Origin of the sequence: Mangrovibacillus cuniculi (assembly GCF_015482585.1) — a bacterium.
Taxonomy (GTDB): Bacteria; Bacillota; Bacilli; order Bacillales; family R1DC41; genus Mangrovibacillus; species Mangrovibacillus cuniculi.
This window is the reverse complement of sequence record NZ_CP049742.1, coordinates 2,041,628-2,065,280: the sequence shown is the minus strand read 5'-3', so window position 1 is coordinate 2,065,280 and position 23,653 is coordinate 2,041,628. Positions and strand designations below refer to the sequence as shown.

The 23,653-nt window shown below is 35.1% G+C and carries 28 protein-coding genes and 1 pseudogene; 23 read left to right on the top strand and 6 right to left on the bottom strand.

Features of this window, described 5'->3' with window-relative positions; all coding sequences use genetic code 11:
* Positions 1-10: 10 nt before the first annotated feature.
* Positions 11-316 (top strand): DUF1462 family protein, encoded by a 306-nt coding sequence (locus G8O30_RS10685; protein WP_239672049.1) that lies wholly within the window; start codon positions 11-13, stop codon positions 314-316.
* Between the two features lie 289 nt (positions 317-605).
* On the opposite strand, the gene G8O30_RS10680 is transcribed toward G8O30_RS10685, so the two are convergent.
* Positions 606-1,673, bottom strand: coding sequence for an NAD(P)/FAD-dependent oxidoreductase (locus tag G8O30_RS10680; RefSeq protein ID WP_239672048.1), 1,068 nt, complete (start codon positions 1,671-1,673; stop codon positions 606-608).
* A gap of 271 nt (positions 1,674-1,944) precedes the next feature.
* Here G8O30_RS10680 and G8O30_RS10675 point away from each other — a divergent pair, with 271 nt between their 5' ends.
* Positions 1,945-2,181 carry a YuzB family protein gene (locus G8O30_RS10675; RefSeq protein ID WP_239672047.1) on the top strand — a complete coding sequence of 79 codons (237 nt, stop codon included), beginning with the start codon at positions 1,945-1,947 and terminating at the stop codon, positions 2,179-2,181.
* 35 nt (positions 2,182-2,216) lie between these two features.
* Here G8O30_RS10675 and G8O30_RS10670 read toward each other — a convergent pair whose 3' ends face one another.
* Entirely contained in the window at positions 2,217-2,915 is a 699-nt protein-coding gene (locus tag G8O30_RS10670) for a DUF2225 domain-containing protein (protein ID WP_239672046.1), read from the bottom strand.
* A gap of 178 nt (positions 2,916-3,093) precedes the next feature.
* Between G8O30_RS10670 and G8O30_RS10665 the strand changes: the two genes are divergently transcribed.
* The 5 genes from G8O30_RS10665 to G8O30_RS10645 all read left to right on the top strand — a co-directional run bounded on the left by G8O30_RS10665 (position 3,094) and on the right by G8O30_RS10645 (position 8,648).
* A complete protein-coding gene (locus G8O30_RS10665) occupies positions 3,094-3,459 on the top strand; it encodes a HesB/IscA family protein (RefSeq protein WP_275576483.1) in 366 nt (121 codons plus the stop codon).
* Positions 3,460-3,688: 229 nt separating this feature from the next.
* Positions 3,689-4,726: a tyrosine-type recombinase/integrase gene (locus G8O30_RS10660; protein WP_239672045.1), complete on the top strand. Its 1,038-nt coding sequence runs from the start codon at positions 3,689-3,691 to the stop codon at positions 4,724-4,726.
* 771 nt (positions 4,727-5,497) lie between these two features.
* Complete coding sequence (locus G8O30_RS10655) at positions 5,498-6,334, top strand: HNH endonuclease (RefSeq protein ID WP_239672044.1); 837 nt, start codon at positions 5,498-5,500, stop codon at positions 6,332-6,334.
* Positions 6,335-6,378: 44 nt separating this feature from the next.
* The gene (locus G8O30_RS10650) at positions 6,379-7,149 is read left to right on the top strand and encodes a hypothetical protein (RefSeq protein ID WP_239672043.1); all 771 of its coding nucleotides are present in this window, start codon (positions 6,379-6,381) and stop codon (positions 7,147-7,149) included.
* A gap of 38 nt (positions 7,150-7,187) precedes the next feature.
* Positions 7,188-8,648, top strand: coding sequence for a DUF5677 domain-containing protein (locus G8O30_RS10645; protein ID WP_239672042.1), 1,461 nt, complete (start codon positions 7,188-7,190; stop codon positions 8,646-8,648).
* 40 nt (positions 8,649-8,688) lie between these two features.
* On the opposite strand, the gene G8O30_RS10640 is transcribed toward G8O30_RS10645, so the two are convergent.
* Positions 8,689-9,906 carry a hypothetical protein gene (locus tag G8O30_RS10640; protein WP_239672041.1) on the bottom strand — a complete coding sequence of 406 codons (1,218 nt, stop codon included), beginning with the start codon at positions 9,904-9,906 and terminating at the stop codon, positions 8,689-8,691.
* A 439-nt stretch (positions 9,907-10,345) separates the two neighbouring features.
* Between G8O30_RS10640 and G8O30_RS16120 the strand changes: the two genes are divergently transcribed.
* Positions 10,346-10,477 (top strand): hypothetical protein, encoded by a 132-nt coding sequence (locus tag G8O30_RS16120; protein ID WP_275576482.1) that lies wholly within the window; start codon positions 10,346-10,348, stop codon positions 10,475-10,477.
* A 55-nt stretch (positions 10,478-10,532) separates the two neighbouring features.
* Positions 10,533-11,423 (top strand): hypothetical protein, encoded by an 891-nt coding sequence (locus G8O30_RS10635; protein WP_239672040.1) that lies wholly within the window; start codon positions 10,533-10,535, stop codon positions 11,421-11,423.
* A 262-nt stretch (positions 11,424-11,685) separates the two neighbouring features.
* On the opposite strand, the gene G8O30_RS10630 is transcribed toward G8O30_RS10635, so the two are convergent.
* Positions 11,686-12,267 carry a recombinase family protein gene (locus tag G8O30_RS10630; protein WP_239672039.1) on the bottom strand — a complete coding sequence of 194 codons (582 nt, stop codon included), beginning with the start codon at positions 12,265-12,267 and terminating at the stop codon, positions 11,686-11,688.
* Between the two features lie 969 nt (positions 12,268-13,236).
* On the opposite strand from G8O30_RS10630, the gene G8O30_RS10625 reads away from it, so the two are divergent.
* The 8 genes and pseudogenes from G8O30_RS10625 to G8O30_RS10590 all read left to right on the top strand — a co-directional run.
* A complete protein-coding gene (locus tag G8O30_RS10625; RefSeq protein ID WP_239672038.1) occupies positions 13,237-13,842 on the top strand; it encodes a hypothetical protein in 606 nt (201 codons plus the stop codon).
* A 105-nt stretch (positions 13,843-13,947) separates the two neighbouring features.
* A complete protein-coding gene (locus G8O30_RS10620; protein WP_239672037.1) occupies positions 13,948-14,178 on the top strand; it encodes a helix-turn-helix domain-containing protein in 231 nt (76 codons plus the stop codon).
* Positions 14,179-14,202: 24 nt separating this feature from the next.
* On the top strand, positions 14,203-14,631 hold the full coding sequence (locus tag G8O30_RS10615) for a hypothetical protein (RefSeq protein ID WP_239672036.1): 429 nt from the start codon (positions 14,203-14,205) through the stop codon (positions 14,629-14,631).
* Between the two features lie 15 nt (positions 14,632-14,646).
* Positions 14,647-15,123, top strand: a complete 477-nt coding sequence (locus G8O30_RS10610) for a phBC6A51 family helix-turn-helix protein (protein ID WP_239672035.1) — start codon at positions 14,647-14,649, stop codon at positions 15,121-15,123.
* A gap of 18 nt (positions 15,124-15,141) precedes the next feature.
* Positions 15,142-15,366, top strand: coding sequence for a hypothetical protein (locus tag G8O30_RS10605; protein WP_239672034.1), 225 nt, complete (start codon positions 15,142-15,144; stop codon positions 15,364-15,366).
* 4 nt (positions 15,367-15,370) lie between these two features.
* Positions 15,371-16,009: a hypothetical protein gene (locus G8O30_RS10600; RefSeq protein WP_239672033.1), complete on the top strand. Its 639-nt coding sequence runs from the start codon at positions 15,371-15,373 to the stop codon at positions 16,007-16,009.
* A 142-nt stretch (positions 16,010-16,151) separates the two neighbouring features.
* Positions 16,152-16,526, top strand: coding sequence for a hypothetical protein (locus G8O30_RS10595; RefSeq protein WP_239672032.1), 375 nt, complete (start codon positions 16,152-16,154; stop codon positions 16,524-16,526).
* Positions 16,527-16,687: 161 nt separating this feature from the next.
* A pseudogene (locus G8O30_RS10590) lies at positions 16,688-16,789 on the top strand (iron-sulfur cluster assembly accessory protein); the annotation flags it as partial.
* A 46-nt stretch (positions 16,790-16,835) separates the two neighbouring features.
* Here the strand turns inward: G8O30_RS10590 and G8O30_RS10585 are convergent.
* The gene (locus tag G8O30_RS10585) at positions 16,836-17,831 is read right to left on the bottom strand and encodes an NAD(P)/FAD-dependent oxidoreductase (RefSeq protein ID WP_239672031.1); all 996 of its coding nucleotides are present in this window, start codon (positions 17,829-17,831) and stop codon (positions 16,836-16,838) included.
* 348 nt (positions 17,832-18,179) lie between these two features.
* Here G8O30_RS10585 and G8O30_RS10580 point away from each other — a divergent pair, with 348 nt between their 5' ends.
* The 5 genes from G8O30_RS10580 (at position 18,180) to G8O30_RS10560 (ending at position 21,381) form a co-directional block, all read left to right on the top strand.
* Positions 18,180-19,400: an NAD(P)/FAD-dependent oxidoreductase gene (locus tag G8O30_RS10580; RefSeq protein WP_239672030.1), complete on the top strand. Its 1,221-nt coding sequence runs from the start codon at positions 18,180-18,182 to the stop codon at positions 19,398-19,400.
* A 293-nt stretch (positions 19,401-19,693) separates the two neighbouring features.
* Positions 19,694-19,861 (top strand): YuiA family protein, encoded by a 168-nt coding sequence (locus tag G8O30_RS10575; protein WP_239672029.1) that lies wholly within the window; start codon positions 19,694-19,696, stop codon positions 19,859-19,861.
* A gap of 85 nt (positions 19,862-19,946) precedes the next feature.
* On the top strand, positions 19,947-20,270 hold the full coding sequence (locus G8O30_RS10570) for a YuiB family protein (RefSeq protein ID WP_239672028.1): 324 nt from the start codon (positions 19,947-19,949) through the stop codon (positions 20,268-20,270).
* Positions 20,271-20,436: 166 nt separating this feature from the next.
* Entirely contained in the window at positions 20,437-20,610 is a 174-nt protein-coding gene (locus tag G8O30_RS10565; RefSeq protein WP_239672027.1) for a hypothetical protein, read from the top strand.
* A gap of 87 nt (positions 20,611-20,697) precedes the next feature.
* The gene (locus tag G8O30_RS10560; RefSeq protein ID WP_239672026.1) at positions 20,698-21,381 is read left to right on the top strand and encodes a 3D domain-containing protein; all 684 of its coding nucleotides are present in this window, start codon (positions 20,698-20,700) and stop codon (positions 21,379-21,381) included.
* Between the two features lie 36 nt (positions 21,382-21,417).
* Here the strand turns inward: G8O30_RS10560 and G8O30_RS10555 are convergent, their stop codons facing one another.
* The gene (locus G8O30_RS10555; protein ID WP_239674541.1) at positions 21,418-21,897 is read right to left on the bottom strand and encodes a divergent PAP2 family protein; all 480 of its coding nucleotides are present in this window, start codon (positions 21,895-21,897) and stop codon (positions 21,418-21,420) included.
* 192 nt (positions 21,898-22,089) lie between these two features.
* Here G8O30_RS10555 and G8O30_RS10550 point away from each other — a divergent pair, with 192 nt between their 5' ends.
* The gene (locus tag G8O30_RS10550) at positions 22,090-23,592 is read left to right on the top strand and encodes a leucyl aminopeptidase (protein ID WP_239672025.1); all 1,503 of its coding nucleotides are present in this window, start codon (positions 22,090-22,092) and stop codon (positions 23,590-23,592) included.
* Positions 23,593-23,653: the final 61 nt, after the last annotated feature.

Genomic DNA, 23,653 nt, shown 5'->3' with positions numbered 1-23,653 from the left:
GTTTGTTGTTATGTTAACTATTAAGGTTTATGGGTCATCCGAAATTTGCCCAAGTTGTGTGCAAGCACCATCTTCTAAAGATACGTTTGAGTGGATTCAAGCAGCATTAACAAGAAGGTATGAAGGTGTTCAAATGGATTTTCAGTATATTGATATTCAAAAGGAGCCTTCGACAGAAGTAGATAAAAAGATGGTGGAGCAGATAGTGGAGGAAGATATGTTTTATCCTGTGATTTGCATCAATGGCTTTGTTGTTGCAGAAGGGAACGCTTCATTGCCTAAGATTGTGGAGCGTATGGAGATGGAAATTAAGTGAAAAATTTCAAACAAAAAGAAATAATATCTGCAAGGGATTTCCGCTACAGGGGGGACGCTTTCCCGAGCGGTTGCGCACCTGCAGCTAGACACGGCACTTTCACGTTGAAACTCCTGTGGGGTCTCAGTTACCCACTTTTCGCTCCAATCCCCTGAATATGTATTGGATAAGCATTGTTATTGCAGACTTAGAATTAATAATAATCTTGTAACTAAACATGATTACACAAACTAAAAGAAAAAACAGTCGGAGCAAAATAACTACCAACTGTTTTTTCATTATATTGCATTTATCCATTATGATAACGATACATCCATAGAACGCCCGATTTTAGTAAGCGGGCCATTCTGCCTGTGATTGCTCGTTCGTTTACTAAACCAAATCCGTGCTTTTTACCAAGTGAACCTAGTACACCTTTTAGCTTAATTCTTGGTAATTCTTCTGGAAGCGGTTCGTTTCTCCATCTTTTTACAAGTACTTGAACAATTTGTTCTGCTTGTCCTTCTGCTAGTTGCGCGCTTGGAGCATAAGGTAAACTTGCACAATCTCCAACCACATACACATGTTCATTGCCTGGTAAGTTGTGATGTTTCGTAATTACTACTCTTCCTTGTGCATCCGTTTCTACGTTCATATTTCTTACTACTTCAATCGGTTGAATTCCAGCTGTCCATACAATTACATCACTTGGAATTCGCTCGTCATGGTTATAAAGTGCGCCTTCTTCCACCTTTGTGATATTAGATTTGTTATAAACATTAACTCCATTGGATACAAACCAACCTTGTACATATTCACTTAATCTTCTTGGATAAGTAGAAAGGATAATGCTTCCTCTGTCAAAGAGATTTATCTTTAGGTCGCCTCGGCTTTCTTTTAGCTCACTTGCCAGCTCTACTCCACTTAGACCTGCTCCGACGATGGAAACTGTAGCCTCAGCCGGTAAGTTAGAGATTAGTTCATATGTTTTACGAGAAGCACCGATACTTTGGATACTATGTGAAAATTCTTTTGCACCCGGTACGTTATGGTATTTATCTTCACAACCTAATCCAATGATTAAGTCGTCGTAAGGAATTGGTTCGTGATTATTTAACTCTATCACTCTATCATTTACATTAATGTTCGTTACTTCACGATAGATAACTTTTAGTCGAGGATGCTCAGGAAAAGCTACTCGTACATGTTGGTCAGATATTGTACCAGCTGCAAGAGCATAATATTCCGTTTTTAAGCAATGATAGGGCACTTTATCAATTAACGTAATAGTAACATCATCAGGTAACTGGTTTGGTAAAAGTCTCAGTAAAACCCGCATGTTTCCATAACCGCCACCTAATAATACTAAGTTCTTCATGTCGATTTCCCCTTTGCGCGTAGTAAGGAATCTTATCGATGAAAGCTTCATGAAAGTAAGTGCTTTCAATATGATGATGATTCGTCATTAAGTATCTATTTAATCGTTATTTACATTAAAAAGTATATCGGAATATTACCCTTTTCACAACAGAATCAGTGAAAAATATCACAAAAAGGTTTACTTTATTCGACAAATTATCTCTAATGTTTTCTATTTGACGAAAAGTAGGACACAATGTAGCATGAGATAGGTAAAGAGGTGAAACTGTATGAAGCCAATAATTGAATTTTGTATAAGTAACCTAGCGAGTGGTGCACAAAAAGCGATGGAAATCCTAGAAAAAGACCCGAATTTAGACGTGATTGAATATGGTTGTCTAGGTTATTGTGGAATTTGTGCAAGATCCATGTATGCGATGGTGAATGGAGATATTGTAGAAGCAGATACTCCGGAGGCATTAGTAGATGCTGTTTATGAATATTTAGAAGAAAATCCAATGTTTTAAAAACTCGAACCCTTATAATAGTGGGTTCGAGTTTTTTAATTAGCTTGCTCTTTTTTTCGGTTTTCACGGTACTCATACCATTGTTCCTTCGCCATATCAATAATTTTACGGTCAGTTGTGGTGTTCTGTTTTTCAATTACCTTGGATAAATATTTTACGGCTTTCGTTTCATTACCACATCTTCTAGACAGCTCTGCAATCATGTATAGCACTTTCACATCGGACATCTGCGTTCCACTAAAGTCGTCATTTAAGTAAGATTCCTCATAGCAACTTGCAGATAATTTTAAAAACCTTTGTTCTTCTTCTTCTTGGTTTAATTCTCTATATAACCAGGCTACTCGAAGAAATAATCCCGCAAGTGTTACCTTTTTCTCACGTTTGATCGTTGCATTAATAATTGCTAGTTTATAAGCTCTTATGGCATCTTGTGTGGATCTTTCTTCCCCAAAGTATTGTTTTTGCCAGTGAGCAGATATTTTTTGTTCTAGTTCACTTTTAATAACAGGTACCATGTGTTTAGAAAATTCATCCGTATGACTGTATCCACAAGAAGAACAAACATGAACATTATAGTATGTTGGGTTTATAGAAGGATCTGAGTAGATAGGGCGAAAGTCAGATTCATGTTTTTCAATTTTTACGAAGCGGGATCGTATTTTTTTCGTTTTATAAGTAGTTTTACATAGAGGACAAGATATAGTACGGTCAAATAATGGCGAAATGCTCTCCATCTATCATCAACCTTTCTGGGTATTAAGACTTATTTACACAGTACTAATATCGGCAATAAGTCGTATGTGTTGAGGTCTATTTTACTATTTGAAAAATTTTTGTAAGTTCTCTAATTTGAGAACTTTTATTGGTGGGAGTATACTAAAAGGAAGTAAAAATAAATGTGAGGTGTTTTCAGTGGAAAATCCAATTGTCATTCTAACAGAGTCTGCGGCTAGCCAGATTAAAGAGATGATGGTTCATAATGAGGAAGAAGGTTCATTACTTCGTGTACATGTAAAAGGTGGAGGGTGCTCTGGTCTAACATATGGAATGGGATTAGAGCAAGAACAATTAGATACTGACTACCCAGACGAACAATACGGTGTGAAGATTCTAGTGAACAAAGAAGACGCACCAATTTTACGTGGGACGAAAATAGATTACAAGCAGTCACTAATGGGTGGCGGCTTCACCATCGACAACCCGAATGCCATTGCAAACTGTGGGTGTGGGTCATCCTTCCGTACAGCGACGGAAGCAGGAAAGCCGGAAGAATGTTAAAGATGAAGCTTGATATATCAGTGTTTTCAACGGGATTTTAGATAATCACTTTCTAATTTTTTTGTTGCAAACGTTGGTTGTACTGATGGGTTGTTGATTGATGGTTGTGTATTGTCCAGTCACTTGACTGTAAATTAATCTATACAACCCTAAAATTGTTCATAAAGAGTTGTTTATTTCGACCTCTCTTGACGGTGAATGAAAATTCACTGTTAAGGGGGTTTTTTATTTGTCATTAAAACGGAAGAAAAGAAAACAGGTTGGTCAGTTAGTAAGTACTAAACAGTATCCTGAATTACCACTGAATGAAGCTTTAAATATCGTAATTGCTGGTAAGAAAGCAGAAGGTTTAAGGGAAAGGACATTGGTTGATTACGTTAAAACATGGGGTTATTTAAAAGATTGGTTAAAGAAGAACTATCCTGATGTACAACTGGTTAGCGAAGTAACAACTGAAATGATTAGAAATTACGTCAATTACTTAAAGTATGATGCAGTTCGATACAGTGGACATAATTTAATTGACTCCACAAATCAACGTGTTGGACTAGCTGACACAACCATTAATATTAGGCTTCGTGTATATCGTGCTTTATTTAACTTCTTGGAACGTGAAGAATTAATTGAAGTGAATCCAATGGACAAAGTAAAGCTTTTGAAGCAAGACATTGATCTTACTAATTGTCTTTCTGATAAAGAAGTGAAAGCTATCCTTCAGCAACCCAACCAGCGTGACTATGTTGGCTTTAGAGATTTTGTTGCAATAAATGTGTTGTTGGATAGTGGGTTAAGGATAAATGAACTTGTTAATCTAGTTGCAAATGATATTGATTTCTCAACACGTTTTATTACTTTAACAAGTAAGCAAAACAAGAACAGAAAGCCAAGGATAGTTCCAATTTCATCATATGTCATGAAGTTACTTCTTCAATTAATTACAGAAAATCAAAAACATTTTAGGACTGAAAGGATTTTTCTCTCAACATATGGTGAACCACTTTCAGCAAATCACTTAAACAAAAGGTTAAAATACCATGCTGAAAAAGCTGGAGTTGAGAAGAAGAAAGTAACTGCACACGTTTACCGTCATACATGGGCTAAAAACATGATACTAAATGGCTGCGATGCATTTACACTTCAAAAGATGGGGGGATGGTCAGATATTAGAACAATGAGAAGGTATATTCAGATGGATGTATCAGATATGCGTTCAAGACATGATGACTTTTCCCCAATAAACAATATTAGAAAAAGAAAAGATCATTGATAAGAAGTAAGCAAAAAGAAAAAGCCACCTATTGCAGTAGGTGACCGAGAGTAAAACGAGTATAAAACTAAATAGCTGAACACTACCAGCTTCAATTACCTTCCATTTTATCGAAAAAAATATGATGGTGCAAGGTTTCTTTAGTAATGTCTTTTTAGGTGGTGTTCACTTGCTGGATTGCCGAATAATAGCAAGTAAATCAAACCTTGATAGGTTAGCTGAAGCCAATGCAATAACTTAAGCGTATCCACATAAGCAGTTCCTTGTTTCTGTTGTGGATAGACTACGTGAAAGCTACGTTAGTGCTAGTCGTGGAAGGGTATTGCAATTAAGGTTGCAGTAGGACAAGCCATAAGTATTTATTTCTTCTCTAGTCTTCGATAGAGAGTGTCGAGTTAATCACCTGAAAAGCCAAAGTGTAAGGGTGAAGAAGTAAAGAACCTGTCAGGGATACTTGAAACAGTAGGGGTGTTTGGAGGAAACTCCAACGATTAAACAAGGTACATACAATACGGATACCATAATTCGATACACCATGTTGTGCATGTATATCGTCTGCTACTTACAAGTTCTGATTTTTTCTTTTTTCAGCCTTGTAGGTAGTCGATTTCTACCCAAGCCGTTTTCCAATATTCTCAACCCATGTTGGCAAATCAAAACCGTGTTGTAAACAGATAATAAATAATATATCAGTTGTAAATGTTAAAATATGGTGGTTAATGTTATGATGCTTATAGGTTCATATTTTAGTTGATCTTTAGAGGTGATTTAATGTTTGCTATTGCACCAACTGATATAGGATGGTACAAATTTTTCATGGAAAATACAGTACCCAATAGAATTAACTTTTGGACACCTACACCTTGGAATGTAAGAAGATTATCAAAAGGTGATAAGTTATTATTTCTTCTTAAAGCACCGTACAGAAAAATTTGTGGTTATGGTAGCTTTGATTATTATGAAAATTTATCAATATCAGAAGCTTGGTCAAGGTTTGGTACTGGAAACGGTGTTCAAAGCAAAGATGAATTAAGGCAGCGTTCAAACAAATATGCTAAAAAAAGAAGTGTTAATAGTCTTATTGAAGCTGATCTTAATAGAGAGATAGGTTGTATTGTTTTAACAGATGTGAAGTTTTTCGAGGTAGAAGAGTTTATTTCCACTGAAGAGTTAGATGTTTCGTTTCCTAATCAAGTTGTGAAGCTTAAGTACTTTGATACCGAATTACCATCCATAATACAATACGCTAATGTGGGAATTGCTGAAGAAGTATCTGATAGCGATATTTTCATAGAAGGTGCTAAAAAACAAATTACTGTAAATGCATATGAGAGAAACCCACTTGCCAGAAAAAGATGTTTAGAACACTACGGATTTAAATGTCGTGTTTGTACCTTTGATTTTTATAAGGTATACGGTGAAATAGGGAAGGATTTTATACACGTTCATCATCTACTTGAATTAAATCAAATAGGTAATGAATATGAAGTTGATCCTGTTAAAGATTTAAGGCCTGTTTGTCCAAACTGTCATGCAATGTTACATAAAAGGAAACCAGCTTTGTCTATTCAAGAATTAAAGGAATATATGTCATCAGGAGTTAAGTGACATACCACTGAAGATGAGAAGGACTGATTACCATAAAACTCAAGATGTCTTTAAGAGAAAATGCTTATGATTTTTTACATAACTCTTTATACTTTTATCATTTAGCATCAGACCAAGAATATCCAGAAGACTATAAAAGGTTTTGGAAGTTTGCGTTAGTGGATTTAGTACAATCAATTGAACTTATATTCAAGGAATTACTGATTCGAGAAAATGAATTCTTAATTTATGAGAACATTGACAAGCCAAAGCATACTGTTTCCATTACCACTGGTTTGAATCGCTTAAAAAACATTGTAAGAATAAATTTTGAAGATAAAGATGAATTAATTCTCAAACAAGCAATAAACCTTAGAAATGAAATTATTCATTTTGGTATTGAATTAGATCTTAAAGAATTATCTACGATTTACACTGTATTATTTGAGTTTCTATATTCATTTCATTACAGGTATTTGGATGAAGAATTGCATGAGAACATACATGAAGAGTATTGGGAAGAAGAAGCAACTTTAATCGAACAATTTAAAAATGAGTTGGTTATTTATGGTGGTGTTGAAATAAGTAAAGACTATGCAATTGAGATTGCAGAGTCACAGTTATTTACCAATTTTACTTCTCGTGGTAAAGAATATAAACGAATAAAATTTGGTGATGAGTACAACTGGTTTAAACAAACTAATTGTGGGGATTGTGCTGTAAAACAAGGATATTTTCATGCACTTGGTTGTGACCTAGAAGAATGTCCTAAGTGTGGAGAAAGAGTTGTTGGTTGTGACTGTAATTTATTCGAAGAATTCAATGATGAAGAATGACCAATATAATATGCCACGGTTAAAGGGGAGAATTAATTATGGGGAAAAGCAGTAATAGAAAAAAACAAAGAAGAGAAAGTAATCATTCAACAATACCTGAACATAAAAGACAAGGGAAAAAATTAATACCGCCTTTTCAACAGATAGAAAAACTTAAAAAACTATCATGGTCAAATGATAGGTTACCAGAAAATATTTGGGTTGCTTTAATTGTATCACTTCATGAAAGGGAAGAAGCGATTCATATTATTAAACAAATATGTGAGTTTTTTGGACGATTAAAAGAAGAATTTAGGCCTAATGATTTATCAATTTCTAGTATTGGTGCTTTAAATGATGATATATTTAATAGGTTTTTAGATTTTATCGAAAATAAAGTCGGGATTATGGATACCTTGAAACCATTAGCATTATTTGAATCAATTCCAGCAAAGGATAAGTGGAGAAACTCTTTAAATATTGAAGATGTTAGTATTGAGTGGGAAAAACTCTTTATTACTGTTGCTAAATGTTATGACCATCAATCGCAAGAAGCAACTGATTGTAGGTGGTCAAAACTATATTATTATTTAATTACTGGTAAATTGCAATTACCAACTAGAGATATGGTAAATCAAATACTCAATTATCCTAATGTAGGGGATATGCGTAGTGTTCGTCCGTTTATTAGGAGTATGGAAATGACAATGGATATGATGCCAGACGGTAAAGTGATTGAGTCAGACTGGAAAAAACAATTCTGGCAACAAGGCTTGGAAGATACACAATGTTGGAAACTTGGTATTGAATTGAGTCAACAAAAAGAAAGTAAAATTAACGGAGAAAATCTCGAGAATGTAAAACAAGGATTGAAAGATCATTTCTATCTCACAAATAAATCAACAGACATTGATGCAAAACATGATACAATCTTTGGTTTAGTAATGTACTGTCTTGAAATCATTGAAGAAATGAATTCAGGAGAGAATAATACATCTATACTTAGCAGAATGGGTTTAAGAACAATTACAGAATGTTATATAACTCTAGCATACTTGTGTCATCAGGATAATGCAGAAATGTGGCAAGCATATAGAGTGTACGGTTCAGGTCAAGCAAAATTGGCTTTTCTTAAGTTAGAACAAATTGAACAAAAGCCAAAGTATGTTGATATAGATACCTTAAGATCTTTAGCTGGTGAAGACCAGTGGGAAGAATTTGTAGAGATTAACCTTGGTCATTGGGAAAGTACAAACTTAAGAAAAATGAGTGATACTGCTGGTGTTAAAGAAGACTATAATTCTTTTTATGATTGGACATCAGGGTTTGCACATGGTCAATGGGCAGCAGTACGAAATACAACTTATGATACTTGTGGAAATCCAATGCACCGTCTTCACAGAATACCAAAGGAAAAATCCGATCTTAATGATGTTACCGAAGATGCAAAAACCCTATGTAATAAAATGTTAGACTTAATGAACAGCCAATACCCGGACTTTTCATTAAGATTAACTTAAATTTCAGGAGAAAAGGTAGGGAGAACGGATTCCCTACCTTTTAAAAATCACTTTCTAAGTATCTTTTCAATAAAGTTCGCATCCTATTAGAAGGAATATATAAGTTAATTGGTTTTCCTTCTCTTATCCTACTTCTCCATATCCACTGTATCAATTCTGATAATGCATACATTTCTTCATTAACTTCTACTCCACGAGAATTAAAAAATTTATATTTGTACGGATGCATAAAGCGATTTACAACATAAGCTAGTGAAACCTTGTCTTTAAAATCATTTGTAGCACGTGCATTGTGTGCAACAAAACCTTTTGTATACCCTTTACCTTTCAGTTTGGGGATATGATCTTTAAAGCATGTCCACATATTTAGAGGTGTAGGTGTTTTCACGTTGTTTCTAAAGTATGAATAGAGATTCTTTTTTGTCTTTGTAACCAATGCTTTATTCTTTTCTTTTTCGTACCAAGACTTTGATAAGGAATACTTATCTGCACCAATATCATTTAATTTCCCTTCATAAATGTTGATATGGGATTTTAGTAGTTGTTTATTATAAGGTGTTTTGTCCGCATGATTTACAAGTACGTATTTTCTCCCAATTTTTTGAACTGCCTTATATTCATATTTCAGGCGGTACATATCATAATAATATTTTTGTTCTTGTGCCTGGAACAAATAAGTTAAGATATATATTTCTTTAAAGGCCTTAAAGACCGATACTGGAAATGACCAGAAAAGAACCGTATTTTCAAAGAAAATCAGATTTTTAGTCTTTGAAAGAACCTTTATTTCATTGTATTTTGTATGTTGGTATGCACTGTCTTCGTTCCACCGAATTACACCAGTTTTTTCTTCAACGTATACCATGTTAGTGTTTATCAACAATTTGAAATCGTCTTTTTTTAGTGGAAATTCCTCAATCACATTCATTACTTCATCTAGAATCAAGGTATAGTTACTTACCTTCAGGAGTTCTATTATTTCTTCATCAGCGGTCTGAAATAAAGCATGTGTTGAAACAATATCGTGTTCATCTATAATCAGTTTCTTCAAGTTATCCAGTTTGCCTTTACCTGTATTTAAAGGATCTTTAAAGTTTCGGTTTGTTACTGAAGATTTCACACGTTCGACCTCTGAAAGAAAAGGTGTAATATAAATAAATCTTCTTTCACTGTCTACATCATTCATATGCTGAATAGCCCATGAAGTCTTTCCACTTCCCATTATACTGTCAACAATATTAATTTTAGTTTGTGGCATCTGTATCTTCTCCTATTCTGTATAAGTCCTTACATTACCTATAACAACGAAAAGAAAAGGAACAGACTTGTTATACCGTTCTTTATTGGGTTATTCGTAAACTCATAACCCTAAGGGAAGGAAAAGCACCTTCCCTTAATTAAAATCAAACTTATTTAGGTTCTGAATAATTGCAACCATTTAGTTAGCACATGAAAAGTGCTTATTTTTTTTAGAAACGCTGTTATATCAAGGTTTATAGCTTTATCTCTTAAAAGAAGGTATATAATAGGTGCTTTTTTTTCAACATCAATATCAGATGAAATGTTTATTTTAATGCTTGGAGAAACTGAACTTGTTCAGATTCGACAAGGTGCGAAGCACAATTAAATTATTTATGTCTGTTTTTACTTACGGTGTTGTTGAAGGTGTGAAAACGTAAATGAAGGGATGAACTTACATGAACAGAAAACAATACACAGAAGAAGAACTGAAGGAACTGATGGAAGCACCACCAACTGAAGAAGAAATGGAGATTTTGAAAAGGTATTGCAGTCATATTTCTATAAAAGAACTTATAACACATGGTTAATTGAAATTGTGAAAAAGGTGATATGATAATAGTAAATATTAGGGGGGATAAGAAGTTGATGGATAAACAAGTAGAAATTGATCTAACTACACTATATGGAAGCATTAAAGGACTTAATGAATATTTGAATGTTAGTGAAAAAATGATTAGAAACTATAAAGATTTTTGTAATGGGGATTATTCGGTAGATGATTTTCTAAACTATATTAATGTTTCGGAACAACAATTATTGTCAGGGGATTTAAAACTTTCAACTCTTCATGTTACCACTAACAATGACAATTGCAGTTCAATAAAAAAATATGGATTAGTTAGCTTGCAAAAAGCAATTACTATTGATACACCGTTAGGGAATTATTTAAAGCAAAAGGGAATTTTAATAGATTTAGAAGAGAAAAGGATTACCTTCAATGGCAACACATTTGATATAGGTAGAAAATTTGAGAAGTTTAATATGTTTGCTGATGATGATGAAAACGTGCTAACAATGATAATTTACAAATTGTTCGAAGATTGTCAGGTAAACTCATTTTTTGGATCTGATAATGTGTTGGATTATGGGGGATATTGCAGCGATAGACCAGAGTTCTTATACAACTTGGCAGAACTATTAAAGGATCAATCCATTATATATGACTGGGAAAGGGATAAGAAGACAAAGTGTTACGTGATTAAGTTTAATGTACCTTTGTCAAATATTATTGATTTCACATTCTTTGATGAAATGGATTTTGCATTAAAAAAGCATGAAATTGAATATCTAGATCAAGAAGAAATTGAAATCAAAAAAAGAAAATGGGTTGTCCATCAATTACTGGCGAATGTTTTTGATGAGAATTATTTAAGGGAATACACTTGTTTTGTGAAACCTGAATTAAGTATTCCACCTAAAGACATTATTAAAATTTATACCCCTGAAGAGTATCTTGAAGCATATAATATATAGTTCTTTTTGGAAATAGGCACTGGGTTAATTTCTGGTGCTTTTCTTTTGTCTAAAATGTGAACAGAAAAGGGAAGATCAGAAGAATAGGGATAGGGGAAGTGTGGAAATATCAGCATGAAATGCTTCTAGGAAGTGGAAAAGGAAATGGGGTGTCAAGTCTTTTTCTTTACAGTTCTGTATGGCTTTTAAATGGCTTCTGCTGATCTTTACTGGTTTCAGGTGTCCAAACCCTTCAGTCATAAAAAAAGAAACCAGTGCTTCACTATTGCACCAGTTCCTTCTGTTCAGCTTCTTCTTCTCGTTTCTTTAAATAACGGTGTAAAGTCATACGAGATACACCGATCTTTTCAGCAGTATCTTTTATACTGTTACCTTTATCAATTAGATGAAAAGCATATTCCAGTGCTTCAGCATCAACTGCCTTTCTTCCAATCTGTTTACCTTTCTTTCTTGCTACTTCCAAACCTTCTTTAGTTCTTTGACTGATTAAATCACGTTCAAATTGTGCCAAACCTGAAAACATTGTAAACATAAGCTTTCCTTCAGGTGTGGTCGTGTCCAACCAGCTTTCTTTTAGGCTTTTCAGGTTCACACCTTTTTCTTCAAACAGTTCAACCAGTTCAATTAAATCCTTTGTACTTCTTGATAAACGTGTTAAATCTGTAATTATGACAGTATCGCCTTTTCGTAACTGTTCCAGCATCTTGTTTAATTGTGGTCTGTTCTTCTTTGTTCCAGTAATCTTTTCAAAGAATACCTTTTCAGCACCAGCTTCTTTTAATGCTTGTTCTTGTCTATCAAGTCTTTGTTCTTCTGTACTTACTCGCATGTAAGCAAATATCATTATGTACCATTCCCTTTGTTAAGTGATTAATGAAAGTGTAACAAAAAGGGTAATAAGTGTAAAGTGTTACATCTGTTTTTTGTTACATACTTTTGTTACATGACAAACCCTATTAAATCAGCACTGAAGAAACAGGTGTAACAAAGTAACTTTAACGCACGTAATGTTACACGCTTTCTTAAAAAGGGGGTGGGTATCTCTTTTTATTCAGTGGGTACTGGTTTAAAAATAAAGGGGGTACATGCTTTTTAAATAAGGTGGGGGTGTCCTTATTATTATTCAGGGGGTATATAGAACACCATACAGAAGCACCTGAAGCTTCTGAAGATACTACTGGTTTAATGATAGGTAACTGGTACATATTCCATAAAGGAACACGAATAAACAGGGGAACAGTATGCAGTATGAACCAGCATTACACCGTTACTGTAATTCGTGTTCCCTTCCTTATACTGGTGGTCTTAGTGGTTCGTGTTCCATTCAATCAGATTTAAAATAAATAAAAGTTTCTGTAAAGATCAGAACAAGAAGTTGAATATTAATGTTCAAAAACAATTTACATAAAAATTTAGGGGGGTACATGGGGGGATGGGGGGCTGGTCGGTTAGGGTTTGGGTGTTAAACAAATACACACCAAATTACAATAAATGTATTTTTCTATGATACAATATTGTATATATAGGTCTGGGGTGAAGTCTTATCTTATTTAATACTAGGGAACTCGCAATAATAATTTGGTTTACTATTTTTCTAGTCTTCGTTTTGGTGATACTGGGTAAAAAAGGGGATGGTTATAATAGCATAATTAATGTATTCAAATCACTCCTTAACGTACTTAAACACCCTTTTATGATAGCGACAGTACTTTACATATTAGGTGCGTTTTATTGGTATGAACGAATTGATTATATTCAAGGATGGGATTTATTCAAAGATTATTTAAAACTTATTTTGTTTGGATTATTGCCAATGATTTATAAGGTTGTTACTAAATACAACAAAATTGATGTAGCGGACATGATAACTGGATTATTTAAATTCAGTATTGTTCCGATGTTTATTATAAATGAATACACTTTTAATATAGGTATAGAGTTAATTTTAGTTCTTGTATCTGTATTTATTACAATGTTGATTGCCGTAGCAGAATATAAACCTGAGTATCAAGCAGTAAAGACTTTTTTTAATTGGATACTTGTGTTTCTTGGTGTTTTAATATTTATCTTTGCTTTTAAGGGATTCTTTTCACATGTTTCTGATGCCAAAGAAGTGATTTTTTGGAAGAAGATAACCCTAGAATTTTTGTTGATTAGTCATTTTCCATTACTAGTCTTTTTACAGATAGCAAATTATTACGAACAAATTTTAATACGAATTAAAATAAAATCTAAATTAACAAATAAATTTATTGGTAAAATTAAAGTTCTGATGATCTTATTTAAGAACTGTAAATTTAATAAGACAAAACTAGAGAATGCACTAAGTAAGGTAAAGAAAAATCGAATTGTGTCATTTCAACAGCTGGATAACATGTTAGATGAAAATAATACTAGTGACTTGTCTTACTTTCAATAAAGTTCAAATCCCTATATATAGAGATATTTAAAGGTGTTGGTTACCCCAGCACCTTTTTTTGTTATTGATTTTTTCAATAAATTAGAAAAGGGGAGTGTTTAAAGAATGAATAAGCTGCAGATAAAATATATCCGACAAATGCTTGGGTTATCACAACAAGAACTTGGACACTTGATTGGTGTTCATAATTCTTTAATTTCAAAAATTGAAACTGGTACTGCCAACTTACAACCTAAAACAGAACAAGCAATCATTACATTGTTTAGTGAAAAAGGTATAAGTGACAACGATGCAACAGTGATAAATGCATTGTTGGAGAAACGAAAAGCGGTATAAACAAAAGAATAGGGGGGATAAGGGATGCCAATGTACACAAGCAACCAAATAGCAGAGATCTTACAGAAGTTGCAATATATTCAGCACTGTATAGAAGAAGGAACACACAAAGAAAACAGTGCAATTATTCATGTTATCACAGAAGAAATTATTGTATTTATTCGTAATTATGACTTTATGTATCATGCTGAATATGCACTTGAAAGAAATATGTTGCATTTAGACCATTACAGAAATTTAGCGAATCAAGAAAAAGCAAGATTGCTTTCTGATCTTGAAGAATTGCAAAGAGAACTGAACAAGAAAGAACCAAATTTAAAACGTTCCCTTGTTCTTGTTACTGGAATGATTGAAACGGAACTCTATAAAGATTCTGTTCAGAAGAAAATAAACAAATGGATGAACTTGTCACGTGTTCCTGATAGACAATTCAAGCTATATACAAACAATTAAGGGGGAACTGAAGCAATGAGTTTTAACAATACAGAACAAAAAACTGAACAACATGTAAATGCAATAAAACCACCAGCTTCTTTAAGTGTTCAGCAAGTCGAACTTGCAAAGAAGTTTGTAAAAGCAAAGATGCTGGAAGGGTTTACTGTTGGGGGGTTCTGTAAAGAAAATAGGCTTTCCACTTCCACATGGTACGAATGGCAAGAAAGTGCAGATTTTAAAAAGTATATGGATGAAGTACAAAGTGCAGTAATTCCTTCAGATGAAAGGGATGCTTTCCAAGCTATGAAGAAGCACATTTTAAAACTTGCTTATCTTCAGAATCCAACACCAAAACAAGTTGAATTGTTTATGGATACGTTTGAATATGTGGCTGAAGCTGATAAAAAGGAACGTATGAAAGCACTAGGTATTTCTGATGAAGCAAAAGGTTCTGATGAAAAGACAATTGAAGAAAAGCGTAAAAGGTTACTTACAAGATTAAAGGGATAGAAAGGGGAACTGGTGACAATGGCAAACGATAAACCAGCTATGTATTACATTCGTGAAGGTGTTCGACAACAAGCAGAAGAACGTGCAAAAGAACTGGAAAAGCAACGAGAACAGACAAAGCAACAAGAAAAAGAAGTTGGACAAGGGGAGAATGGTGACGAACTACCAATTGAAGAACAAGTTCAGCTTCTTTCTAAAGCAGTTCTTGATTTAACTGAAAAAATGAATGGAAAAGGGGAATAATACAATGAAATTTGTAAACAAACTAAACAAGCTATTTAACAAGGTGGATGAAACAGAAACAAAGTATATGAAAGCATTGGAACAGAAAGAAGAAAAGCTTCTTGCAATGCGTTTTGAACTGCAAGAACAGGAAGCACTTCTTCAGGATGTCCATAAGATGGCTTTACTTGGTGACGTTTCAGAAGAAACTTTTGAAGAACGTAAAGCAGAAGTGGACAAGCTGAAAGATCAGGTTCGCCAAGCTGAAAAGGAAGTGCATCTTATTCAGGAATATAAAACAGATGATATTAAAGCAGTTATTGCTGAACTGGAAGAAGAAAAGAAGAAACTTACGAAGGACAAGGGGAAGGAATTACAATCTATTCAGCGTGATCTGATTGAAGCAAAACAAGCTTATCTTGATACACTTGTAAAAATTAGTGGTAGATATAAAGAACTGGTTGAACCTGACAAGAAGCTTGAATCATTGAAAGTAAAACTAGGCTTGCAGGTTCGTAATTATATTACTGGTGCTGGTGAATCTTTAAACATGATTTCACATGGTGCTGACTATATACCTTTGCGAGTTGAACAGTATGAAGTTTATGAAGCTTTGACTTATGGAAGAACACCAGTTAATTTAAAGCAGTACCTGAACAAATGATTTATTAGTAATTGAATATTAATTTTAAAAAACCCTTTACTATTCCAGCAGTTTAGAACGGTAAAGGGTTCTTTTTTTTATGCCTGAAATTAAGCAAATTTGTTTACGAATATTTCAACTACAATAAGAAATAGGAGGTGAAATGATGGATAAATATTATTATCAGATAGAGAAGATAAAAAAGATGGATACAGAAAAATATCCAATGCTTTTGTTAAAGAGTTTGCTTATGAGTGAACATTTTGAACGTACTTTAAAATACTTTTTTCCTAATGGAAGTACGACAGAAGAAGTAATGGAACATTATTATAGAAACGAAAATGAAAGGTATCTTTACAAGCAATTATTAATTTACTTGGGTTTTGAAGAAGATGATGAAATTGCTGAAGATATCATTGATGAGAAATATGTATATTTAAATGTTCATGATAAAGGTACAGTTAGAGAATTGAAAACTGAACTTATTAAATGGGTTGAAGAACTATCAGAATTTGAAGCCAATAGTCAGTCACATTAAACTGGAAATACTTGTTGCACTTGGTTGACGGTTTGGGTACAATTAGGTTATTGAAATTCACCGTCATGTACTGGTGAGATAAATAATCCTAATGAACAAAAACAATCCATAAAAATTACTATAAAGCTTGATATAGCAACGTTCTCAAATATTCTGTATGCGACTGCGGCTTTACGATTGAAAACCCAAATGCTATAGCAAATTGTGGTTGTGGGTCTTCCTTTAGGACGGTTGCAAATGCAGGTACTCCAGAGGATTGTTAATCGTTGAATAAGAAAAGCTCCTAGCGTAATACGCTAGGAGCTTTTCTTATTCAAACATACTGGTACTATGCATTGGCTGCACTCTCGCACCTGGATCAAAGTAGGTTTTTGCGTTATTTACAGCAGTAGGCGCTTCACCGAATCCTGAAGCAATGAGCTTTACTTTACCATCATATGTACAGATGTCACCTGCAGCATAGATTCCTTCAATGTTAGTTTCCATTTTGGAATTCACCACAATATTATTGCGTTGAAGTTCTAATCCCCAATCTTTTAGAGGTCCTAATGTAGATACAAAACCGAAGTTTACGATTAGATCGTCAACTGGCAAGGTAACTGTTTCGTCTTCTTTTGTATGTTTTACCACTAATCCAGTTACTTTTTCTCCATCGTTTTGCAATTCTAAGGGTACATAAGGAACTTGAAGCTTTACTCTAGAGTTGTTTAGTAGCTCTACACTGTGCTCATGTGCACGAAACTTATCGCGACGATGCACTAAAGTAACAGAAGCTGCAATAGGTTCTAACATTAATGCCCAATCTACCGCAGAATCTCCACCACCACAAATTACAACATGACGGTTCGCAAACTGATTCATATTTTTTATAAAGTAATGAAGGTTTTTCCCTTCAAATTGATCTGCACCTTCTAATTCTAATCCGCGGGGTTGAAAAGCTCCATTACCAGCAGTAATAATCACGGAACGAGTTAAATGTGTACTTTTAGAAGTAGTCAATTCAATTAATCCATCCTCTAAGCGTTTATAAGAGAGCACTTCCTCATTAAGTGTTATGGTTGGATTGAATTTTTCCATTTGTAGTAAAAGATTATCAATGAGATCTTGTGCTTTAACTTTTGGAAATCCAGCAATATCATAAATGTATTTCTCCGGGTATAAAGTAGATAGTTGACCACCAAGTTGAGGTAAACTTTCAATTATATTGACACTTGCTTGTCGCATACCACCATAGAATGCCGTGAATAAACCAACAGGTCCACCGCCGATAACTGTAATATCATGAATCGTTTGATTTGTCGTCAAGCTAATCCCTCCTAATCTCTTTTATTAATCTTACCATAGAATATCGATGTTTCGCTTTTTTCATACCTTAAACATGAGAATATTCTGAATTCAACTATTTTCACTTTTTATTCATGAAAAAAACGCTTAATCTTGGACAAATTGTGAATCATGTCTTGAAAAGTTGTTATAAAACGACTAAAATTTAGCGTGGGCCTAATTTATGTGATACGACATATTTCGTCATTTTGTGCATATGCTCGTGAAATTCATCACAAACTTTTTTTATTTCCTTCAAATAAAACTAGATGATGAGGTAGAAGATAAGACTACTGTCATCAAATAAGAAAAAAAGGTGGAACGAATACCGTGAGAAAGCCAAGAATCGTAGTACTAGGTGCGGGTTATGCCGGACTAATGACTGTAACTCGTTTACAAAAGCAAATTTCAACAAGCGAAGCGGAAATCGTGTTAGTTAATCGCGATGATTACCATTATGAAACAACTTGGTTACATGAAGCTTCTGCAGGAACGCTACATCATGATCGTGTACGCTACCAAGTTCGTGACGTAATTGATAACAATAAGGTAAAATTTGTTCAAGATACAGTAGAAGATATTAAGCGTGAAGAGAAGAAAGTTTTACTGGGAAGCGGCGAAGAGCTAGAATATGATTACTTAGTAGTTGGACTAGGTGCTATTCCTGAGACGTTTGGTATCCCAGGTTTACATGAACATGCTTTCATGATCAAAAACATCAACTCTTCCCGTCAAATTCGTGAACATATTGAGTACGCATTTGCTTCATACAACATGGACGAAGTAAAAGACGACAGCAAACTAACGATTGTTGTTGGTGGAGCTGGATTCACAGGTATTGAGTTACTTGGAGAACTTGCTAACCGTGTACCGGAACTTTGCCGTGAGTATGATATTGACTACAAGAAGACTCGTTTAATCTGTGTGGAGGCTGCTCCTATGGTTCTTCCAGGATTTGATGAAGAACTAGTAAAATATGCAGTAGCTCAATTAGAGAAAAAAGGCGTTGAGTTCCGTATTGGTACAGCAGTTAAAGAAGCAACTGAAACTGGTGTTATCGTTGGTAAAGGTGAAGACGAAGTGGAAGAAATTAAGTCTGCAACAGTAATTTGGGCAGCTGGTGTACGTGGTAACCCAGTTATCGAAAAAGCTGGATTTGAGAACATGCGTGGACGTGTAAAAGTACGTCCTGATCTACGTTCAATCGAGCATGACGAAGTATTCATCATCGGTGATTCTTCTCTTATGATTAACGAAGAAGTTAATCGTCCTTACCCTCCAACAGCACAAATTGCTATGCAACAAGGTGAGTTAACAGCGAAAAACGTTGCTGCTTTATTAAAAGGGAACAACGATTTAGCTAGCTTTACTCCTGATCTTAAAGGTACAGTTTGTTCTTTAGGTGAAGACGATGCAATCGGATTAGTTTTCGGTAAGAAACTATACGGTACAAGTGCATCATTCATGAAGAAAATGGTTGATAACCGTGCATTATTCATGGTTGGTGGACCTGGACTTGTATTTAAAAAAGGTAAATTTAAATTTATGTAAGTGAAGTAAGCTGTTCGTACATTTGATTAGTAAATGTACGAACAGCTTTTTTTTGTTACGTCACCAATAACAACTCATTGTTAGCCACGTGATGTGGCTTGTAACTAGATGAGTCTACTTTGTAATTAGTGGCACTAGACTATTTTTAAATCATAAAGAAAAACTAAAAGATAGTGAATAAATGAGAGTATTTTACATATGTACACGCTTTCATTAGCTTATTGGGTGTTTTCCAACTGAATCGATACGTGTTATATTATCAGAAAATTAAGAAATTTAAAGGAGAGATCACGATGCAACGGAAGACATCTGTTTCTACCCCTAGTTGTCCATATTGTGGAGGAAAAGGATACTTTCAGTTAGTGCTTGGTGGAACGGAAACATGTCCAGAATGTCACGGATCAGGAAATGGTGAATCTTACTCTCGAAAAAAATTCTTAGTAAAAACTACAAAAAAATGAACAATTTATTAACAGTTGGAAATAGTGTTTGACCACTTGAATCACCTCTATTAAACTTATGATAGGTTTAGTGGAGGTGTTTTTTGTGCAAATGTCTTTACCAGAGCTGATGATTTCGATGCTGCTCTTTTTTGTATTATTTTTTGGAATCGGTTTCTTATTGAATATGCTTTTACGAATGACTTGGATTATGGCAGTTGTTTATCCAGTAATAGTTTTATTTATAGTGGATAAGGTGCGATTTATTGAATATTTTCGTGAGCCAGGAGCGTCATTTTCTTCTTTAGGAAAAAGTATTCAATCATTAGCAACAGCGGATATTTTAATTTTAAGTTTTGGGTTATTTGGAGCTATTGTAGCTGGGCTTGTCATGAAGTGGTTACGTGCTCAAGGCTATCGAATGTTTTAGGTGAAATAAAGAAGCCAAAAGGAAACTTACTGAGTTTTCTTTTGGCTTCTTTATTTCACTTTGGGAGTAAGAGATAGAGATACTGCGGCAAGTCGTAGAAGCCATGGGTCCAGGAGTGAGAAGTATGCGGCAAGTCGGAGAAGCCGCCGGACCAGGAGTGGGAAGTATGCGGCAAGTTGAAGAAGCCGCAGGCCAAGGAGTGGAAAGTATGCGGCAAGTTGAAGAAGCCGCCGGACCTGGGGTGGGAAGTATGCGGCAAGCGGAGAAGCCGCCGGACCAGGAGTGGGAAGTATACGGCAAGTCGAAGAAGCCGCATGGTTACTTCAAAAAAACATCATAAAATTAACCACAAAAGTCTGAAAACGAAAAGAAATTTGTATGAACTCCTCTTAATTTGGGAACGACTAGTTTAGGAGGAGATGAAAGAATGCGAATTATGTGTAAAAGAATAGTAATGACTATGTTAGTAATTTTAGCTTGTTTCTCTACTTTTGAGAGTATCTCTGGAGTTAAAGCAATGCCGATAAAGACAACTAGTGCCTATGATGGAGATAAAGAAGAATCGGAAAAACCGTTCCGTATGTTCCGTTCTGCGATGAAGAGTTTACAATCTTTTGTTAGCACAGGTACACTCATTTCTTCAAGTGTGGAGACAGCAGCTAGAATCCCAACTCTAGAGGAGCAAAATTGGGACCAGTATCCGAGCCAAACAGTAACTGCAACAGGATATACTGCGGGAATTGAATCTACAGGGAAGACAGTTGGCCATCCTTCTTACGGCATTACGTATTCAGGCGTAAAGGTAAAAAGAGATCTCTATTCAACTGTTGCGGCTGACTTATCCGTATTTCCTTTGGGAACAATCCTTTACATACCAGACTATGGGTTTGGCGTGGTAGCGGACAAAGGTGGAGCTATCAAGGGCAATAAGATTGATTTATATTTTGATACAGTGGAAGAAGTGTATGCAGAATGGGGTAAGAAGTCTGTAGAAGTTTACGTAGTGAAGCGTGGAGAAGGTAAGTTGACAGAGGAAGATCTCCGTGTTTTAAATGAGAACGAATCTATGCAGGTATTCCGTCAGCAAATTAAGAAGAAAAAAGACCTTTAATAATGGAGAAAAGCGAAGTCATCTGACTTCGCTTTTTCAACCTAACAACCATAAATGAACAAGGATACCTATTCCAATACCTGTCAATGCTCCAAAGAAAACCTCAATAGGTTTATGACCTAACAATTCCTTTAGCTCTTGTTGCTTCTCGGCACCTTCTTTTTTCTGCCAATCTTTTGCTTCATTGACGATTCGTTGGAAGTCACTCATTAGTTGATTTAAGACAATGGCTTGTTCTCCAGCTTGTCTTCTAACTCCTGTTGCATCGAACATGACAATAATAGCGAACACGACAGCTACAGAAAATGTAGTAGAAGTCCAACCGTCTTGTAGACCTACAGCTGTCGCTAAAGAGGTAACGGCTGCTGAGTGAGAACTTGGCATTCCGCCTGTTGAAGTTACAAGTTGCCAATCTAATTTTCTTGTACCGATAAACTGTAATGGTACTTTTACTACTTGAGCGAAAGCGATAGCAATTAAGCTCGCCAGAATTGGTACATTAAGCCAAACATCCATTGTATCAATCATTCTCCCTTACGTACTTTGTAGTCTAGTATAACATAGAATAGTTTCATTATTTGAATAATAGTGTTGAATACTGCAAATATGTATTTTTCCTTTTTAAATTTATTATATTCTGAAAATTAAAGACAACATAAGTGCGAGGTGGTGACATTTTTAGTACAATGTATAGTGGAGGTGTTGTACATGTTTAAAGTAAGTAAGGTTCAAGAAGGATATTTTCCGCAAGAAGGGCTAGTAGCGGGATTGTTCGAAAAACCAGAAAAGTTCGCAGGTGCGCTTCAACCATTAGATGAAGTAATGGAAGGGCGATTGACAAACCTTGTGAAACTTGGAGACATAACAGCTAAAAAGGGATCTATACATAAAGTACATACGATGGAATTATTACCTTGTCCAAGGTTATTTTTCTTGGGATTAGGCAAAAGTGCTGATGTATCATTTGATACTTTAGTGGAGCAATTTGGAAAGCTAGGTAAGTATTTAAAGCAACAAAAGTTGTCTTCTATTAGCCTGGATTTACGTACGTTTACAACAGATAACCTGACAGAAGCGGATGTGGCGGAAGCATTTGCAGAAGCTTTTTATCTTTCTACGTATAATGTTGTGGTCTACAAGCAAAAAGATGATCAAGGTACGTTAACTATTGAAGCTGTTGAATTTTTAACGTCTGCGGATCTTGAAGAAGTAAAAGCTAGTCTAGCTGTAGGTTCTGCTTTAGCTGGTGGAACGAACTTTGCCCGTACCCTAGTCAACATGCCAGCAAATATTTTAACTGCTACAGCTTTAGCAGAAAAAGCAGTTAAGATGGCAAAAGAACTTGATCTAGAAGTAGAAATACTAGAAAAGGAAGACCTTGAAAGATTAGGAATGGGAGCATTTCTAGCAGTAAACCAAGGTTCTACGGAGCCTCCTAAGATGATTGTCTTAAAATATCAAGGGAAAGAAACTTGGGAAGATCCACTTGCCCTAGTTGGAAAAGGGATTACGTTCGATACTGGTGGCTATTCTATTAAACCAAAAGACGGCATTGTAGGCATGAAAACAGACATGGGCGGAGCTGCTGCTGTTTTAGGGGCGATGAAGGTGATTGGTGAATTACGCCCTACTCAAAATGTTCTAGCAGTCATTGCATCTACAGACAACATGATTAGCGGCAATGCATTTAAGCCTGATGACGTTATAACTAGTATGAGTGGTAAAACGATTGAGGTTCTAAACACGGACGCAGAAGGCCGTTTAGTACTTGCTGATGCCGTAACGTATGCGAAGCAACACGGAGCTAATGCTCTAGTAGACGTAGCAACGTTGACAGGTGGAGTGATCATTGCTCTTGGAAATGATACAACAGGGGCTATGACAAACCATGAAACTTTCTTTGAACAAGTTGTAGAAGCTTCATTTGAAGCAGGGGAGTTTATGTGGAGGTTGCCGATTACAGAAAAAGATAAACAGCGTGTACGAAAGAGTGCAGTAGCTGATTTAAATAATTCTCCTGGTAGAGAAGGGCATGCCATTATGGCAGGTGCGTTTATTGGAGAGTTTGCTGAAGAAACTCCTTGGGTGCATTTAGATATTGCTGGTACTGCTACTACTAGAGCTCCTCATACTCTAGGGCCAGCTGGTGCAACGGGGGTAATGGTTCGTACGTTGGCACTTCTAGCGGAGCAGTTTGAACCAATTAAATAATCTAAAAAAGCTATCAAGTTGAACTTGGTAGCTTTTTTGTATTGACCTATTAATAATGGAT

Excerpts from the sequence above, each read along its gene's own strand:
- G8O30_RS10685 (WP_239672049.1), top strand. The coding sequence starts at position 11 with ATGTTAACTATTAAGGTTTATGGGTCATCCGAAATTTGCCCAAGTTGT.
- G8O30_RS10680 (WP_239672048.1), bottom strand. The coding sequence starts at position 1,673 with ATGAAGAACTTAGTATTATTAGGTGGCGGTTATGGAAACATGCGGGTT.
- G8O30_RS10675 (WP_239672047.1), top strand. The coding sequence starts at position 1,945 with ATGAAGCCAATAATTGAATTTTGTATAAGTAACCTAGCGAGTGGTGCA.
- G8O30_RS10670 (WP_239672046.1), bottom strand. The coding sequence starts at position 2,915 with ATGGAGAGCATTTCGCCATTATTTGACCGTACTATATCTTGTCCTCTA.
- G8O30_RS10655 (WP_239672044.1), top strand. The coding sequence starts at position 5,498 with ATGTTTGCTATTGCACCAACTGATATAGGATGGTACAAATTTTTCATG.
- G8O30_RS10650 (WP_239672043.1), top strand. The coding sequence starts at position 6,379 with ATGTCTTTAAGAGAAAATGCTTATGATTTTTTACATAACTCTTTATAC.
- G8O30_RS10645 (WP_239672042.1), top strand. The coding sequence starts at position 7,188 with ATGGGGAAAAGCAGTAATAGAAAAAAACAAAGAAGAGAAAGTAATCAT.
- G8O30_RS10640 (WP_239672041.1), bottom strand. The coding sequence starts at position 9,906 with ATGCCACAAACTAAAATTAATATTGTTGACAGTATAATGGGAAGTGGA.
- G8O30_RS16120 (WP_275576482.1), top strand. The coding sequence starts at position 10,346 with ATGAACAGAAAACAATACACAGAAGAAGAACTGAAGGAACTGATGGAA.
- G8O30_RS10630 (WP_239672039.1), bottom strand. The coding sequence starts at position 12,267 with ATGATATTTGCTTACATGCGAGTAAGTACAGAAGAACAAAGACTTGAT.
- G8O30_RS10625 (WP_239672038.1), top strand. The coding sequence starts at position 13,237 with ATGATTTATAAGGTTGTTACTAAATACAACAAAATTGATGTAGCGGAC.
- G8O30_RS10620 (WP_239672037.1), top strand. The coding sequence starts at position 13,948 with ATGAATAAGCTGCAGATAAAATATATCCGACAAATGCTTGGGTTATCA.
- G8O30_RS10615 (WP_239672036.1), top strand. The coding sequence starts at position 14,203 with ATGCCAATGTACACAAGCAACCAAATAGCAGAGATCTTACAGAAGTTG.
- G8O30_RS10610 (WP_239672035.1), top strand. The coding sequence starts at position 14,647 with ATGAGTTTTAACAATACAGAACAAAAAACTGAACAACATGTAAATGCA.
- G8O30_RS10605 (WP_239672034.1), top strand. The coding sequence starts at position 15,142 with ATGGCAAACGATAAACCAGCTATGTATTACATTCGTGAAGGTGTTCGA.
- G8O30_RS10600 (WP_239672033.1), top strand. The coding sequence starts at position 15,371 with ATGAAATTTGTAAACAAACTAAACAAGCTATTTAACAAGGTGGATGAA.
- G8O30_RS10595 (WP_239672032.1), top strand. The coding sequence starts at position 16,152 with ATGATGGATAAATATTATTATCAGATAGAGAAGATAAAAAAGATGGAT.
- G8O30_RS10575 (WP_239672029.1), top strand. The coding sequence starts at position 19,694 with ATGCAACGGAAGACATCTGTTTCTACCCCTAGTTGTCCATATTGTGGA.
- G8O30_RS10565 (WP_239672027.1), top strand. The coding sequence starts at position 20,437 with ATGCGGCAAGTTGAAGAAGCCGCAGGCCAAGGAGTGGAAAGTATGCGG.
- G8O30_RS10560 (WP_239672026.1), top strand. The coding sequence starts at position 20,698 with ATGCGAATTATGTGTAAAAGAATAGTAATGACTATGTTAGTAATTTTA.
- G8O30_RS10555 (WP_239674541.1), bottom strand. The coding sequence starts at position 21,897 with ATGGATGTTTGGCTTAATGTACCAATTCTGGCGAGCTTAATTGCTATC.
- G8O30_RS10550 (WP_239672025.1), top strand. The coding sequence starts at position 22,090 with ATGTTTAAAGTAAGTAAGGTTCAAGAAGGATATTTTCCGCAAGAAGGG.